At 69.7% G+C, this 13,212-nt stretch carries 14 protein-coding genes; 5 read left to right on the top strand and 9 right to left on the bottom strand.

What is annotated here, in order from left to right; all coding sequences use genetic code 11:
* Window positions 1–93 precede the first annotated feature (93 nt).
* The 5 genes from ppnN to grxD form a co-directional block, all read right to left on the bottom strand.
* Window positions 94–1,482, bottom strand: a complete 1,389-nt coding sequence (gene ppnN, locus BN3794_RS06460) for a nucleotide 5'-monophosphate nucleosidase PpnN (protein WP_066095017.1) — start codon at window positions 1,480–1,482, stop codon at window positions 94–96.
* Window positions 1,483–1,584: 102 nt separating this feature from the next.
* Window positions 1,585–4,815, bottom strand: a complete 3,231-nt coding sequence (locus BN3794_RS06455; protein WP_066095015.1) for a TonB-dependent receptor — start codon at window positions 4,813–4,815, stop codon at window positions 1,585–1,587.
* Between the two features lie 247 nt (window positions 4,816–5,062).
* Window positions 5,063–5,665 carry a YhgN family NAAT transporter gene (locus BN3794_RS06450; protein ID WP_066095012.1) on the bottom strand — a complete coding sequence of 201 codons (603 nt, stop codon included), beginning with the start codon at window positions 5,663–5,665 and terminating at the stop codon, window positions 5,063–5,065.
* On the bottom strand, window positions 5,662–6,405 hold the full coding sequence (locus tag BN3794_RS06445; RefSeq protein ID WP_147675674.1) for an SDR family NAD(P)-dependent oxidoreductase: 744 nt from the start codon (window positions 6,403–6,405) through the stop codon (window positions 5,662–5,664). The genes BN3794_RS06450 and BN3794_RS06445 overlap by 4 nt, the downstream gene beginning before the upstream one ends.
* The gene (grxD, locus tag BN3794_RS06440; protein WP_066097086.1) at window positions 6,402–6,728 is read right to left on the bottom strand and encodes a Grx4 family monothiol glutaredoxin; all 327 of its coding nucleotides are present in this window, start codon (window positions 6,726–6,728) and stop codon (window positions 6,402–6,404) included. Before grxD ends, BN3794_RS06445 begins: the two co-directional genes overlap by 4 nt.
* Before the next feature lie 122 nt (window positions 6,729–6,850).
* Between grxD and BN3794_RS06435 the strand changes: the two genes are divergently transcribed.
* A complete protein-coding gene (locus BN3794_RS06435) occupies window positions 6,851–7,426 on the top strand; it encodes a Fe-Mn family superoxide dismutase (RefSeq protein ID WP_066095009.1) in 576 nt (191 codons plus the stop codon).
* 27 nt (window positions 7,427–7,453) lie between these two features.
* On the opposite strand, the gene BN3794_RS06430 is transcribed toward BN3794_RS06435, so the two are convergent.
* Window positions 7,454–8,605 (bottom strand): 5-(carboxyamino)imidazole ribonucleotide synthase, encoded by a 1,152-nt coding sequence (locus tag BN3794_RS06430; RefSeq protein ID WP_066097083.1) that lies wholly within the window; start codon window positions 8,603–8,605, stop codon window positions 7,454–7,456.
* 14 nt (window positions 8,606–8,619) lie between these two features.
* On the bottom strand, window positions 8,620–9,123 hold the full coding sequence (gene purE / locus BN3794_RS06425; RefSeq protein ID WP_066095005.1) for a 5-(carboxyamino)imidazole ribonucleotide mutase: 504 nt from the start codon (window positions 9,121–9,123) through the stop codon (window positions 8,620–8,622).
* 58 nt (window positions 9,124–9,181) lie between these two features.
* Between purE and BN3794_RS06420 the strand changes: the two genes are divergently transcribed.
* The 4 genes from BN3794_RS06420 to BN3794_RS06405 all read left to right on the top strand — a co-directional run bounded on the left by BN3794_RS06420 (window position 9,182) and on the right by BN3794_RS06405 (window position 11,720).
* Entirely contained in the window at window positions 9,182–9,451 is a 270-nt protein-coding gene (locus BN3794_RS06420) for a Trm112 family protein (protein ID WP_066095002.1), read from the top strand.
* Window positions 9,448–10,302: a carboxylating nicotinate-nucleotide diphosphorylase gene (gene nadC, locus BN3794_RS06415; protein WP_066094999.1), complete on the top strand. Its 855-nt coding sequence runs from the start codon at window positions 9,448–9,450 to the stop codon at window positions 10,300–10,302. Before BN3794_RS06420 ends, nadC begins: the two co-directional genes overlap by 4 nt.
* Before the next feature lie 66 nt (window positions 10,303–10,368).
* On the top strand, window positions 10,369–11,358 hold the full coding sequence (locus BN3794_RS06410) for a DUF2272 domain-containing protein (protein WP_066094996.1): 990 nt from the start codon (window positions 10,369–10,371) through the stop codon (window positions 11,356–11,358).
* Between the two features lie 5 nt (window positions 11,359–11,363).
* Window positions 11,364–11,720: a DUF3301 domain-containing protein gene (locus BN3794_RS06405; protein WP_066094993.1), complete on the top strand. Its 357-nt coding sequence runs from the start codon at window positions 11,364–11,366 to the stop codon at window positions 11,718–11,720.
* 270 nt (window positions 11,721–11,990) lie between these two features.
* Here the strand turns inward: BN3794_RS06405 and BN3794_RS06400 are convergent, their stop codons facing one another.
* Together BN3794_RS06400 and BN3794_RS06395 are read right to left on the bottom strand one after the other, a co-directional pair.
* Window positions 11,991–12,440, bottom strand: a complete 450-nt coding sequence (locus BN3794_RS06400; RefSeq protein WP_066094990.1) for a ClpXP protease specificity-enhancing factor — start codon at window positions 12,438–12,440, stop codon at window positions 11,991–11,993.
* A gap of 67 nt (window positions 12,441–12,507) precedes the next feature.
* The gene (locus BN3794_RS06395; protein ID WP_066094987.1) at window positions 12,508–13,143 is read right to left on the bottom strand and encodes a glutathione S-transferase N-terminal domain-containing protein; all 636 of its coding nucleotides are present in this window, start codon (window positions 13,141–13,143) and stop codon (window positions 12,508–12,510) included.
* Window positions 13,144–13,212 lie beyond the last annotated feature (69 nt).

Here is a 13,212-nt window from a genome sequence, read left to right as displayed (position 1 = left end):
GCACCCTGCCCCGCCCCCGGCGGCATGGCAAGGGCAGCGAGGACAAGCGGTCGTTTGTTCCGACGAGCGCACCGGGCGGTGCGCCCGTCCATCTCAGGTCACGACCCGGTAGCAGGGCCGGTATTCGCCCGAGATCTTCATGCGGCGCTGCTCGACGAAGCTGCGCAGCAGCGCATCCAGGGACTGCATCATGTCCGGGTCGCCATGGATCAGGAACGGGCCGAACTGCTCGATCCGGCGCATGCCGTCCTCCTTGACGTTGCCGGCGACGATGCCCGAGAAGGCGCGCCGCAGGTCGGCCGCCAGGGCATGCGCAGGCCGGCCGTGGTGCAGATCCAGCTCCGCCATGCGCTCGTGGGTGGGCAGGAACGGCTGCTGGAACGCCAGCGGAATGTGCAGCGACCAGTTGAAATAGTAGGAATCCTTCTGTTCCTTGCGGTATTCGCGCACCCGCCGGATCCCCTGCGCCATGGCCCGGGCGACCTCGACCGGATCGCCGATGATGATGCGGTAGCGCTCGGCCGCCGCATCGCCCAGGGTGCCGCGGATGAAGCGGTCGATCTGCTCGAAGTACGGTGCGGCGATGGTCGGGCCGGACAGCACCAGCGGGAACGGGACGTCCTTGTTCTCCTCGCGCAGCAGGATGCCGAGCAGGTACAGGATCTCCTCGGCCGTACCGACGCCGCCGGGGAACACCACGATGCCGTGCCCGAGCCGGACGAACGCCTCCAGGCGCTTCTCGATGTCCGGCATGATCACCAGGTTGTTGACGATCGGGTTGGGCGATTCGGCCGCGATGATGCCCGGCTCGGTGATGCCGATGTAGCGCGTGTTGGTACGGCGCTGCTTGGCGTGGGAGATCGTTGCGCCCTTCATCGGCCCCTTCATCGCCCCCGGGCCGCATCCGGTGCAGATGTCCAGCCCGCGCAGGCCCAGCTCGTAGCCCACGTGCTTGGTGTACAGGTACTCGTCGCGGGAAATGGAATGCCCGCCCCAGCACACCACCAAGTTCGGATCCGAGGGCTGCAGGATGCGCGCATTGCGCAGCAGGCCGAAGATCGCGTCGGTGATGCCGTCGGAGGTCTCCAGGTCCAGGGCGCGCTCCGGCCCCAGGTCGATGGCCATGTAGGCCAGGTCGCGCACCACCGCGAACAGCAGGTCGGCCACGCCGCGGATGATCTCGCCGTCGACGAAGGCCATCGCCGGTGCGTTCGCCAGGTCCAGGCGTATGCCGCGATCGCGCTGGGTGACGTGGATGTCGAAGTCCGGATAGAGGTCGCGCGCCGCCCGCGGGTCGTCCGAGGAGCTGCCGCTGGTCAGCACTGCCAGCGCGCAGCGGCGCAGCAGCTCGTGCATGCCGCCGATGGATGCGTCACGCAGGCGCGCCACCTCGGCACGCGAAAGGATGTCCAGCCCGCCGCTCGGGTAGATCCGAGCGTCCACCACCGGCAGCGCCCTCGCCACCGCAACACCTTGGTCCATGTCGTACTCCGTGCATTTGGCATCCGACTTTAGCGCCGCGTCGCAAAAAAGAGAACGGCCGGGTTGCCCCGGCCGTTCTCGATGCCAGCTGACCGGGAACGGTCAGAACTGGTAGCGGAAGCCCAACTGCAGCGACCACTGCGACACACCGACATTGAAGCCGTCGGCATCGGCGTTGGCCGGCGTCGAGGCGCTGGTGTAGTTGTAGTTGTACACGTACTTGCCGTCGTAGATGCCCTGCAGCGTGGCCACCGACGCATCGGCATAGAAGCCGTAGTCGTAGATGCGGCCCCACTTCTTGTTCAGCAGGTTGCCCACGTTCTGGATGTCCACCCACAGCTCGGACTTGTGGCCCTTGAAGAAACCGGGCAGTTCCTGGCTGATGCGCACGTCGAAGGTGTTGATCCAGCCGGTGCGGAAACCGTTGGCCGGGGTGTAGCTACCGGCGTACTTGGCCACTTCCGGATGCGCTGCCAGCCAGTCGAAGAAGCGCTTCTCGGCGTCCGCGTTCGGGGTGAACTGGCCGGCGGCGGTCAGCGTGCCGAACAGCACGTCGCCCGGGCCCTTCGGCACGTACAGCAGGTCGTTGTAGGTCCGGCCGTCGCCGTTGGCGTCGCCGACGTACACATAGCTGAACGGGCGGCCGCTGCGACCTTCGTAGACCAGGCCTACGCTGGTCTGGTAGTCACCGAAGAACTTGTGCTTCCAGTTCAGCGAACCGGTCACGCGATCCTTGATCTCGTAGCGGGCCGTGGTCTCCACGTCGGCATTGGCGTCGAAGCCGTACTGGTAGCCCCAGCCGGAGCTGGCGGTGGAGCTGGTCAGCGGGCCGACTTCGGTGGCGTGGGTATAGGTGTAGCCCAGGTTCCACGACCAGTCGCTGCTCTCGCTCCAGGGCTTGCTCAGCGACACGGTGAACTGCTCGGTCTTGCCCTTGTCGGTGTTGTCGATCAGGTAGACGTCGCCGAACGCGGCATTGCGGTTGTAGCGGTTGTTGCCGGTGGCCCAGGCCTTGCCGGTCTGCGCCGGGTTCCAGTACAGGGCGCGGCCGTCGGGACCGTAGTAGGCCGGCTGCGGATCGGTGCCCGGCTCGGTGATCTGTCCGATGTTGAGGCTCTTGTAGAACAGGCCGTTCTTGACCTTGGTCACCAGCAGCTCGGCCGAACCGACGATGCCGTACCAGGGCAGCTCGTGGTCGAACGCCAGGTTGGCCTTGTACACCGACGGCAGCTTGAAGTCGTTGCCGACGAAGTTCACCGACTGGGTGGCCGCGCCCGGCACGGTCGGCACCGGCTGGTTGGAGCCGTCGGCGCTGAACGGCAGCGACGGGTTGTAGGCGGTATAGCTGTAGGCGGCGTAGTTGAAGCCGGTGTTGGAATAGCTGTTGCCGATCCACACCTGCGGCGCATCACCCTGGAACAGGCCGACGCCACCGCGCAGCTGGGTCGGGCGGGCGCTGTCGAAGGTGTAGTTGAAGCCGAAGCGCGGCTGGATCAGGAAGTCCTTCGAGAAGACCTTGCTGTTGTTGTAGCCGAAGTAGGCGGAAGCGGCCGCGTTGTAGGTCGGCTCCGGGCTCACGTCCGGACGATCGCCGCGCACGCCCAGGGTCAGGGTCAGGTTGCTGTTGACGTACCAGGTGTCCTGCAAGAACAGGCCCAGATTCTTGTTCTTGTAATCGGCCGCGATCGAGCCCGGATACACCTCGTTGTTGAGCTGGTAGCTGCTCCACTTGCCAGAGGCGAAATTATCCAGTCCGTAGAAGGTGTACACGCCCCAGGACCTGGCACCGTAGAAGTTGTAGATGTCGTTGGTGCTGTAGTCGACGCCGAACTTCAGGTCGTGGTCGCCGAGGGTCAGGGTGCCAGCGCCGTAGTAGTTCCAGGTCTTGGTCTGCAGGATGTTGTTCTGCGAGTTGACCTCGGTGCCCAGGTACAGCACGTCGCCGCTCGGGGCGGCCTCGGTACCGCCGAAATAGATGCCGATGCTGGGCGCGTTGGTCGGGACCACGCGGATGGCCGAGTAGTCGCGGTAGGACACCTTGAACTCGGTGGAGAAGTTGTCGGTCCAGTCGCTGAACAGCTGGCCGACGTAGCTCTCGACCTTCTTCTGGTGCTGGTACCAGTACGAGCTCAGCGAGGCCTGGCTGGAATTGCCCATGCCGTTGATGCGCAACTTGCTCTGGTCGAGCTTGCTGTAGCGGATGTTGGCGCGGTGGTTGTCGTTGATGTTCCAGTCCAGCTTCAGCGCATACTCTTCTAGGTCGGTGTTGCCGTTGCTGGACAGGCCGCCGGCGTCGAAGCCGTACACGTCCTTGGCGATCTGCTGGGCGCGCGCCACCTCGTCCATGCCGTACAGCGCGCCGGCCTTGCCGAGCGCGGTGCTGCCGAGGTCGGCGCCCGGGGCGGCCTGCTTGAACTTCTCGTAGTTGGCGAAGAAGAACAGCTTGTCCTTGACGATCGGGCCGCCGACGGTGGCGCCGTAGGTGTATTCCTTGGTGAAGCCGTTGAACTTCTTGTCGTAGTTGCCGCTGACCGGCGGGTTGTCGCCGAACCAGTCGCCGTCGCGGTAGCTGCCGTACACCGAGCCGTGGAACTCGTTCGTGCCGGACTTGGTGACCGCATTGACGGTGGCGCCGGACGCGCTGGCGACGCTGACGTCGTAGTTGGACAGGTTGATGTCGATCGCCTGGATCGCTTCCATCGACACCGGCTGGCGCCGGGTCGTCATGTTGTTGCCTTCCAGGCCGAAGGTGTCGCTGGCGGACACGCCGTCGATGTTGATCGAGTTGTAGCGCGGGTTCTGGCCGCCGGCGCTGATGGTGCCCGAGGCGCGGTCGATGAAGGCCACGCGCGGGTCCAGGCGCATGTAGTCCTGGATGTTGCCGTTGATCGACGGCAGCGCCTCGATGGTCTGCTGGCTGATGCTGGTGCCGGTGCCGGTCTTGGTGGAGCTGAACAGGTCCGAGTTGGCCAGGGCCACGGCGTTGACGGTGCCCAGCGTGGTGACGTCGCCGGTCAGCGCGGCATTGACGGTGTTGACCTGGTTCAGGGTCAGGTAGACGCCATCCTCGGTCTTGGTGCCCTCGCCCGACTTGGTGATGGTGATCGTGTACGGGCCGCCGACGCGCAGGCCGCGGGCGTTGTAGCGGCCGCTGGCATCAGTGACGGCACGGCTCACGGTACCCGACTCGGCGTGGGTGATCGTGACTTCAGCGCCGGCAACGGGCTGGCCGCCAGGACCGGTCACCTGGCCGCCGACACCGGCGGTGGTGCTCTGTGCAAACGCGGGAGCCGTGGCAAGAGCCGCGACGAGGCCAAGGGTGAGCTTGGACATCCGGATGCGACGGGGAGGGTGGTTCATGTTCGATAGCCTCGATGCGAATTGGCGTTGGCGGGTAACAGCAATGGCTTCCCGGCGCCCAGCTGGCGCCGGAATCGCTGCGATCTGAGTCTTCGTGGTCCTGGGTGCCGTGTGGCAATGCCGCCACGGTTAACAACAGGTTAACACGGTATCCGCCTTATGTGACGTGCAGGTGACATTTGACCTATCCGTCACGATTCGACAAAAAGAAGGCCTTCGATCAGCCTCCCATGCCCGGCAGGTGCAGGTAGGCACCCACCCCATCGAGGAACATCTGCACGGAGATGGCCACCAGCAGCATGCCCATCAGCCGCTCCAGCGCCGACAGCGCGCGGCTGCCCAGCAACCGGTAGAGCAAGGGCGCGGCGAACAGGATGGCCGAGGTGGCCCCCCAGGCCAGCAGCAGGGCCAGGCTCCAGTCCCACAGGCGCTCGGGCTCGTTGCTGCCCATCAGCATCACCGCCGCCATGCCCGACGGGCCGGCCACCAGCGGCACCGCCAGCGGCACGATGAAGGGCTCGCCGTCGGGCAGCTCGCCCATCACTCCCTCCGGACTGGGGAAGATCATGCGGATGCCGATCAGGAACAGGACGATGCCGCCGGCGATGGAGACCGATTCCTCGCGCAGGTGCATCAGCTCCAGCGCGTACTTGCCTCCCCACAGGAAGCCCATCAGCACCACCAGGGCGATGAACAGCTCGCGCGCCAGCACCACCCGCTGTCGCCGCGGCGGCAGCGACTTGAGCACGCTCAGGAAGATCGGGATGTTGCCCAGCGGATCGAGGATCAGGAACAGCAGCAGGGCGGCCGAGGCAATGGTCATGGGGGAAAACTCCGGATGTCGCCGGACGGCAACGGATCGGCGGCACCAAGCAGGGAAACGATGGCAGGGGCGCGCACGGCAGGATCGACCGCCTCGGCAAGGGGTTCGGCGAAGGCGCGCGCATGCAACGCGGTGCGCATCGGTCCGGGCCGCATCCCCAGCAGCCGTACGGGCGAATGCCGCAGCTCGGCCGACCAGGTGGCAAGCAACGCCTGCTGCCCGCCCTGGGCGACGCCGTACCCGCACCAGTATGCCTGCGCCATGCGGCCCGGGTCATCCATCACGAACAGCGCCGCCGGGCGAGTGCCCTGCTCCAGCAGCGGCAGGCAGGCCCGCGTCAGCCAGGCGCGGGCGGTGAGGTTCACGTGCAGCTCCCGGGCGAAGCGCAACGGGTCGGCCAGCGCCAGCGGCGTCATCCCCGCGAAGGCGGCGGCGCAGTGCACGATCCCGTCCAGGCGGCCGGGGCCGTCGGCCAGCTGCGCGGCCAGCCGGGCGTGATCCTCCACGCCGGCGCCGGCCAGGTCCATCGGCTGCAGCCAGGCCTGGCCACCGCGCGCGGCGATCTCGTCGTACAAGCGCTCCAGCCGGCCGCGGTGGCGCGCGAGCAGCACCAGCGTCGCGCCGGCGTCGGCGCAGGCAAGGGCGGTCGCGCGGCCGAGCCCGCCGGTGGCGCCGGTGACCAGCACGACCCGGCCGGCCAGGTCCGGCCCGGCCGGGCCGGACGCGCCGCCACGGCTCACGCCGGGCTGGCCTCGGCGACGATACGGGCCAGCTCGCCCGACTCGAACAGTTCCAGGGTGATGTCGCAGCCGCCGATCAGCTCGCCGTTGATGAACAGCTGCGGGAACGTCGGCCAGTTGGAATAGCGCGGCAGGTTGGCGCGGATCTCCGGCTCCTCCAGCACGTTGACGACGTACAGCCGCTCGCCCTCGGCGCCGGCCGCGCGCAGCGCGTGCACCGCGCGGCTGGAGTAGCCGCACATGGGGTATTCCGGGGTGCCCTTCATGAACAACACGAGCGGGTGGCCTTCGACTGCGGCCTGGATCTGTTCCATTACGGGCATGAAGACCTCCGGCGGGCGGCGCAAAACCGGACCGTCCCGGTCTCGGTTAGACTTTTCATCCTACCCCGACATTGTACGGCCGTGCGGCACTTCGCCCGCACGCGGCCGGCCGCCCCGTCTCCATGCCGTTGCCCAGTCCCGAACTGCCCTACTCCACCGCCGCGCTGGTGCCGGAGGTGTCCGCCGATGCCCTCGCCCAGCACCTGCAGCTCCATCGCCAGTGCGTGGACGCGATCAATGCGACCACGGCGGGCACGCCCCTGGCCGATGCCCCGCTCGAGGAGCTGCTCGCCCAGTGCCAGGGCCGGTTGTTCGAGCTGGCGGCGACGGCGTGGAACCACGACATCCATTGGCAGAGCCTGCGCGCGCGCGGCGGCGGCGAGCCGGGCGGCCGGCTGGGCAGCGAGATCGCCCGCCAGTTCGGCAATACCAAGAGGTTGCGCGCCGAGTTCGCGCGCGCCGCCGGGCGCCTGGACGGACCGGGCTGGCTGTGGCTGGTGCAGCGCCAGGACGCGACGTTGGCGGTGATCGCCACCGCGGCCTGCACGACCCCGGCCACCGGCAGCGACCAGGCGCTGCTGGCCTGCGACCTGTGGGAGCACGCCTACTGGCTGGACCACCCCGACGATCGCGACGCCTGCCTGGAAGGCTTCTGGCGCCACGTCAACTGGGATTTCGCCGCCTCGCGGATGCGCTGAGGCGCTTACTGCCGGCGAGCGCCCGGCTCAGGCGCGATCCCCGCCCAGATGCCGGATCACCGGTTCGACCTGCGCCTGCCGCTGCAGCGACCGGCCCACCCGCTGCAGCGCCGCGGCCAGGGCCGGCACCGCCTCCTCGCGCAGGGTGGCATGGCCGACCTTGCGTCCGGCGCGCGGCGATTTGCCGTAGTCGTGCCAGTGTCCGCCGGCCTCGGCCAGCACCGGTCCGGCCTCGGGCAGGTGACCCAGCCAGTTGAGCATGCAGGCGTGGCCGAGCATGCGGGTATCGCCCAGCGCCAGTCCGGCCACCGCGCGGACGTGGTTCTCGAACTGCGAGGTCTCCGCGCCCTCGATGGTCCAGTGGCCGGAGTTGTGCACCCGCGGCGCCATCTCGTTGGCCAGCAACCGGTCCGCGCACACGAACAGCTCCAGCGCGAACACTCCAACGTAATCCAGGTGCTCGGCCAGCCGCCGCGCATGGGCGACCGCCTCGGCCTGCAGGCGCTCGGGCTCGCCGGCCGGCGCCAGGCTGGCCGACAGCACGCCGTCCACGTGCCAGTTGCGGGTCAGCGGCCAGGCGCGGAACTCGCCGTCGGCGCCGCGCACGGCAACCACGCTCATCTCGTGGTCGAACGGGACGAAGGCTTCCAGCACCAGCCCGCTGCGCCCGGCCTGCGCGCCCAGCGCCTGCCAGGCCGCGTCGACGTCGGCCGGCGACTTGATCCGGAACTGGCCCTTGCCGTCGTAGCCGAAGCGCCGCGTCTTCAGCACCGCCGGCGTGCCGATCGTCGCCAGCGCGGCCTCCAGTCCGGCGCGATCGTCGATCGCGGCGAAGTCCGGCACCGGGATGCCGAGCTGGCGGAACATCGACTTTTCGGACACGCGGTCCTGGGCCACCGCCAATGCATGCGGGTTCGGCCGCACCGTCACCTGCGCGGCCAGTCGCTCGGCGGTGGCCGCCGGCACGTTCTCGAAATCGAAGGTCACCGCATCCACGCGCGCGGCGAACTCGGCCAGCCGCACGGCATCGTCGTACTCGCCGACGAGCAGGGGCGCCACCTGGCCGGCGCAGGCTTCCTGGGACGGATCGTAGACCAGGAACTTCAGCCCCAGCGGCACGCCCGCCAGCGCCAGCATGCGCGCCAGCTGGCCGCCGCCGAGGATGCCGATCGTCGTGATCTTCGCGGATGCGTTCATCGGCGCGGATCGTCCTGCGCCATGACCGCCTCGGTCTGGCGCTGGCGGAAGCCCGCCAGCGCGGCGGCGATGGCCGGATGGTCGCAGGCCAGCATCGCCGCGGCGAACAACGCCGCATTGGCGGCGCCGGCCGCGCCGATGGCGAAGGTCGCCACCGGGATGCCGGCCGGCATCTGCACGATCGACAGCAGCGAGTCCAGGCCGTTGAGCGCCCGCGACTGCACCGGCACGCCCAGCACCGGCACCGCGGTCTTGGCCGCCAGCATGCCCGGCAGGTGCGCCGCCCCGCCGGCGCCGGCGACGATCGCGCGCAGGCCGCGCGGGCCGGCCTGTTCGGCGTAGGCGAACAGGACATCGGGCGTGCGGTGCGCGGAAACCACCTTCACCTCGTACGGCACGCCGAGCGCGTCGAGCTTCTCGGCGGCGGCCTGCAGCGTCTCCCAGTCCGAGCGCGAACCCATCACGATGCCGACGAGCGGCGCGGCTTGATCGTCAGTCATGGCCGATCCAAAGGTCAAAGACGTATTCTAGCGGCCTTCCCTGCACGACGATGACCGGATGGACCGCAAACTGCTCGACCTGCTGTGCTCGCCCGACACCCGCCAGCCGCTGGCCCTGCTCGAACCGGCCGCGCTGGAAGCGCTCAACCGCGCCATCGCCGCCGGCCAGGTCAAGCGTGCCGACGGCAGTGCCCAGGCCGCGCCGCTGCGCGAGGCGCTGGTCACCCGCGACCGCAGGCAGGTCTTCCGCGTGGACGACGGCATCCCGGTGCTGCTGGCCGAGGAGGCCATCGCCACGGCCCAGGTGCCGGAATTCCCGGGCGCATGATCGCCGGCCTGGTGCCGCCCGCGGCCGCGACGGTGGCGGCCGATGTCGCCCGTGCATTGGCCGAGGACATCGGCAGCGGCGACGTCACCGCGGACCTGCTGCCCGACGTGCCGGAACAGGCCTACCTGCTGTGCAAGCAGGACGCGGTGATCGCCGGCCGCCCCTGGTTCGATGCCACCCACCGCGCGCTCGACCCGCAGGTGGCCATCGACTGGCGCATCGGGGAAGGCGACCGCGTCGCCGCCGGCACGGTGCTGGCCCTGCTGCACGGACGCAACCGCAGCCTGGTCAGCGCCGAACGCACCTCGCTCAACTTCCTGCAGACCCTGAGCGCCACCGCCACCACGACCGCGCGCCACGTCGCCGCCCTGGCCGGCACCCGCACGCGCCTGCTCGATACCCGCAAGACCCTGCCGGGCCTGCGCCTGGCGCAGAAGTACGCGGTGCGCTGCGGCGGCGGATACAACCACCGCATCGGCCTGTTCGACACGGTGATGCTCAAGGAGAACCACATCCGCGCGGCCGGCTCGCTCGCCGCCGCCGCGCAGGCCGCGCGCGCGCGCCATCCCGGCGTGCCGCTGGTGATCGAGGTGGAGACCCTGGACGAGCTGGAACAGGCCCTGTACGCGGGCTGCGAGCGCATCGTGCTCGACGATTTCCCCGCGGAGCTGCGGCGCCAGGCGGTGCGCATCGCCGCCGGCCGCATCCCGCTGGAGGTGTCCGGCAGCGTCGATCTGGCCGGCCTGCGGGCAATCGCCGAGGACGGCGTGGATTTCGTCTCCGTCGGCGCGCTGACCAAGCACGTGCAGGCCATCGACCTGTCGCTCAAGCTGGGTCCGCCGCCCGGCTGAAGGCTTCACGGACCGCAGCCGCCGCGCCTGCCACGCTGGCGGCCTCTCCCCGCGAGCCCGCCGTCCATGCCATCCCGTCGTTACCGCCGGCACCGGTTCCTGCCGCTGTGGCTGCTGGCCCTGGCGGCACCGGCCGCCGCCATGGAGGTGTGCGACCTGCCGCCGCGCTATGGCCTGTCGCAAAGCGCCGTCGCCATCGTGCGCAATGCCTGCGACCAGCACTGGCTGTGGTTCCGCCCGTTCATCGACCGCGACGGCCGCCTGGCGCGCCAGCGCGTGACCGAGGCCGAGAACGCAGCGCTGGCCGACGGGCAGCAGATCGCCTGGCAGCGCGTGGCCGGCTACTGGCGCGAGAGCGGCAACCTCACCCGCCTCTCCGGCACGCCGGGCGCGGCCGCGTGCAGCCAGCCGCCGGGCGCGCGCTATGCCGATGCCGACTGCCGCGCCTTCCTGCTCGACACGCCGTGGTCGGCCACCTTCGTGTCCTGGGTCATGGTGCGGGCCGGCATCGCCGGCTTCCCGGCTTCGCCACGGCACATGGACTACATCCGTGCCGCCTGGCGCAATGCCGCCGGCAGCCCGTACCGCATGGCCGATCCGGCGACGGAGAAGCCGGCCCCCGGCGATCTGCTGTGCTACGTGCGCAACCAGCAGCGCAGCTTCGGCTATGCCGGGCTCGCCGCCGCGCTGGGCGGGCGCGGGCCGGTGCCGCCGCAGTCGCATTGCGACATCGTCGTGGCCGCCAACGTCGGCGGCGACCGCACCCTGTACCTGATCGGCGGCAACGTGCTCAACGCGGTCACGCTGCGGATGCTGGAACTGGACCGCAGCGGGCGCCTGCTGCCGTGGGACGAGGACGCCACGCCACGCGACGAGGATGTGGATGCCTGCAGCCCGGCCAGCGAGGACGACTGCAGCTTCAACCGCCACGACTGGTCCGCCCTGCTCAAGCTCCAGGCCGGCGACGCGACACCGGTGCCCGAGGCCGTACCGGGCGCGCCCGAAACACCCGCGGCGCCCCCTGCCGCGCCCGTCGACGGTGCGCGTGTACAGTAGCGCCCATGCCCAGCCTGATCCTGATCATGATCGCCGGCGCGGTGGTGTTCGCCTGGTGGAACGCCGCACGTGCCGCCTCCGAGCGCGCCGAGGCACTGGGCCGCAATGCCTGCAAGGCGGCCGGGGTGCAATGGCTCGACCAGAGCGTGCATGCCACGCGCGTGCGCCTGTGCCGCCTGCCCGGCGGCCGCCTCGGCTTCGAGCGCAGCTTCCGCTTCGAGTACTCGCGCGACGGCGAGGACCGCCACAGCGGGCGGCTGGTGCTGCGCGGCGACGAACTGGTCTCCTTCACCGGCCCCAGCGAGGCCAGCGTGCTGGCCTGGCGGCCGCGCGGCGACGGGCAGACCATCGACCACGAGTGAGCGCCGCCGCCGCGGCCGGCGGACACGGCCAGGACTGCCGTCCGGTGGCCCGTAGCCGGGTCGAAAATCATCGCCACAGCCGGGCGGACACGCTGCAAGGACCCGCGGCAGGCAGCGGCGCCAATGCATGCGCCATCCTGCGCGCCCGGACGCCGTTTCCCCTGCGGACGACGCACCGGTACCCGGTACCCGCCCCCCGCTCCCGCACGCCTCAGCCAGGCCGGGGCGTGCCCGCCTGCGTGGTCACGAAGCCGGGCGCGTGCCCGCAGCCTACTTGACCACCCGCAGGAACGGCGGACGCTTGCCGCCGCTGCCTTCCTCGCCGGAAGGAGCGTTGCCCGGTGACGGCGGCGGGGCATCGTCGTTGGGCGGCTCGGTGCCGGTGCCCGGCACGTCGTCGGGCAGCGCCATGCCCTGCCCGGTCTCGCGCGCGTACACCGCCAGCACCGCGGCCATCGGCACGAACACCGGATAGCTCACCCCGCCGAAGCGCGCGGTGAATCCCACGCCCTCGTTGTCCATGGACAGGTGCACCACCGCCCGTTCGGCGATATTGAGCACCACGCGCCCGTCCTTGACCGCGCTGGGGGGCACCTGCACGCCCGCGATCCCGGCATCGACCAGGATGTGGGGCGTCATGCCGTTGTCGTTGATCCACTCCACCAGCGCCCGCAGCAGGTACGGGCGATGGCTGGTCATGCGCGAGAATTCTTCGTTCATGCGGCAAGTCTAACCGGGCCGCCGCGGCACCGGACCAGCGGCACCGGTTCCACGCCCCGTGCGTTGTTCAGATCGGCAGGTCGTGCAGCTTCTTTTCCTGCTCGGTCAGGCTGCGCACGAAGCCGGGATTGCGGAAGATGCGGTTGCCGTAGTCCTCGATGGCCTTGCCGTCCTTGGGCAGCCCCACGCCGAGCGCGTCCAGCCGCCAGATGATCGGCGCCATCGCGCAGTCGGCCAGGCTCATCTCCGGGTTGAGGAAGAACTTGCTGGCCTTGAACAGCGGCAGCGAGGCGGTGAGCAGCTCCTTCAGGCGCTTGCGGCCGGCCTCGGCCTGGGTCTTGTTGCCGAGCTGGATGGCCTGCACCTGCGGGACCCAGTCCACCTCGATGCGCAGCATCGCCAGGCGCAGGCGCGCACGCGAGAGCGGATCGACCGGCATCAGCGGCGGATGCGGGTAGCGCTCGTCCAGGTACTCGCTGACCACCGAAGCCGCGTACAGCACCAGGTCGCGCTCGACCAGGGTCGGCACCGACTGGTACGGGTTGAGGTCGATCAGGTCCTCCGGCGGGTTCTGCGGATCGACCGGCACCAGGTCGTAGGTGACGCCCTTGGCCGCCAGCACCAGGCGGACCCGGTGGCAGAGGACGTCGTCGGTGGAGGAAAACAGCGTCAGGGTATTGCGCATGCGTACACTCGCCGCCATTCAAGGCTCTCCAGCAGCCGGAATTCGCCGGCCGGACCGTGACCGCCAGCCCATCGCCGGCCGGTCGCC

The sequence above is a fragment of the Xanthomonas massiliensis genome, assembly GCF_900018785.1.
Lineage (GTDB): Bacteria > Pseudomonadota > Gammaproteobacteria > Xanthomonadales > Xanthomonadaceae > Xanthomonas_B > Xanthomonas_B massiliensis.
This window is presented reverse-complemented; position numbering and strand designations above follow the sequence as displayed.

Bases quoted from the DNA above. Each gene is read 5' to 3' on its own strand.
- BN3794_RS06450 (WP_066095012.1), bottom strand. From the start codon at position 5,665: ATGACCATTGCCTCGGCCGCCCTGCTGCTGTTCCTGATCCTCGATCCG.
- BN3794_RS06400 (WP_066094990.1), bottom strand. From the start codon at position 12,440: ATGAACGAAGAATTCTCGCGCATGACCAGCCATCGCCCGTACCTGCTG.
- BN3794_RS06435 (WP_066095009.1), top strand. From the start codon at position 6,851: ATGCCGTTGCCCAGTCCCGAACTGCCCTACTCCACCGCCGCGCTGGTG.
- grxD (WP_066097086.1), bottom strand. From the start codon at position 6,728: ATGCCCGTAATGGAACAGATCCAGGCCGCAGTCGAAGGCCACCCGCTC.
- BN3794_RS06410 (WP_066094996.1), top strand. From the start codon at position 10,369: ATGCCATCCCGTCGTTACCGCCGGCACCGGTTCCTGCCGCTGTGGCTG.
- nadC (WP_066094999.1), top strand. From the start codon at position 9,448: ATGATCGCCGGCCTGGTGCCGCCCGCGGCCGCGACGGTGGCGGCCGAT.
- ppnN (WP_066095017.1), bottom strand. From the start codon at position 1,482: ATGGACCAAGGTGTTGCGGTGGCGAGGGCGCTGCCGGTGGTGGACGCT.
- purE (WP_066095005.1), bottom strand. From the start codon at position 9,123: ATGACTGACGATCAAGCCGCGCCGCTCGTCGGCATCGTGATGGGTTCG.
- BN3794_RS06420 (WP_066095002.1), top strand. From the start codon at position 9,182: ATGGACCGCAAACTGCTCGACCTGCTGTGCTCGCCCGACACCCGCCAG.
- BN3794_RS06455 (WP_066095015.1), bottom strand. From the start codon at position 4,815: ATGTCCAAGCTCACCCTTGGCCTCGTCGCGGCTCTTGCCACGGCTCCC.
- BN3794_RS06405 (WP_066094993.1), top strand. From the start codon at position 11,364: ATGCCCAGCCTGATCCTGATCATGATCGCCGGCGCGGTGGTGTTCGCC.
- BN3794_RS06395 (WP_066094987.1), bottom strand. From the start codon at position 13,143: ATGGCGGCGAGTGTACGCATGCGCAATACCCTGACGCTGTTTTCCTCC.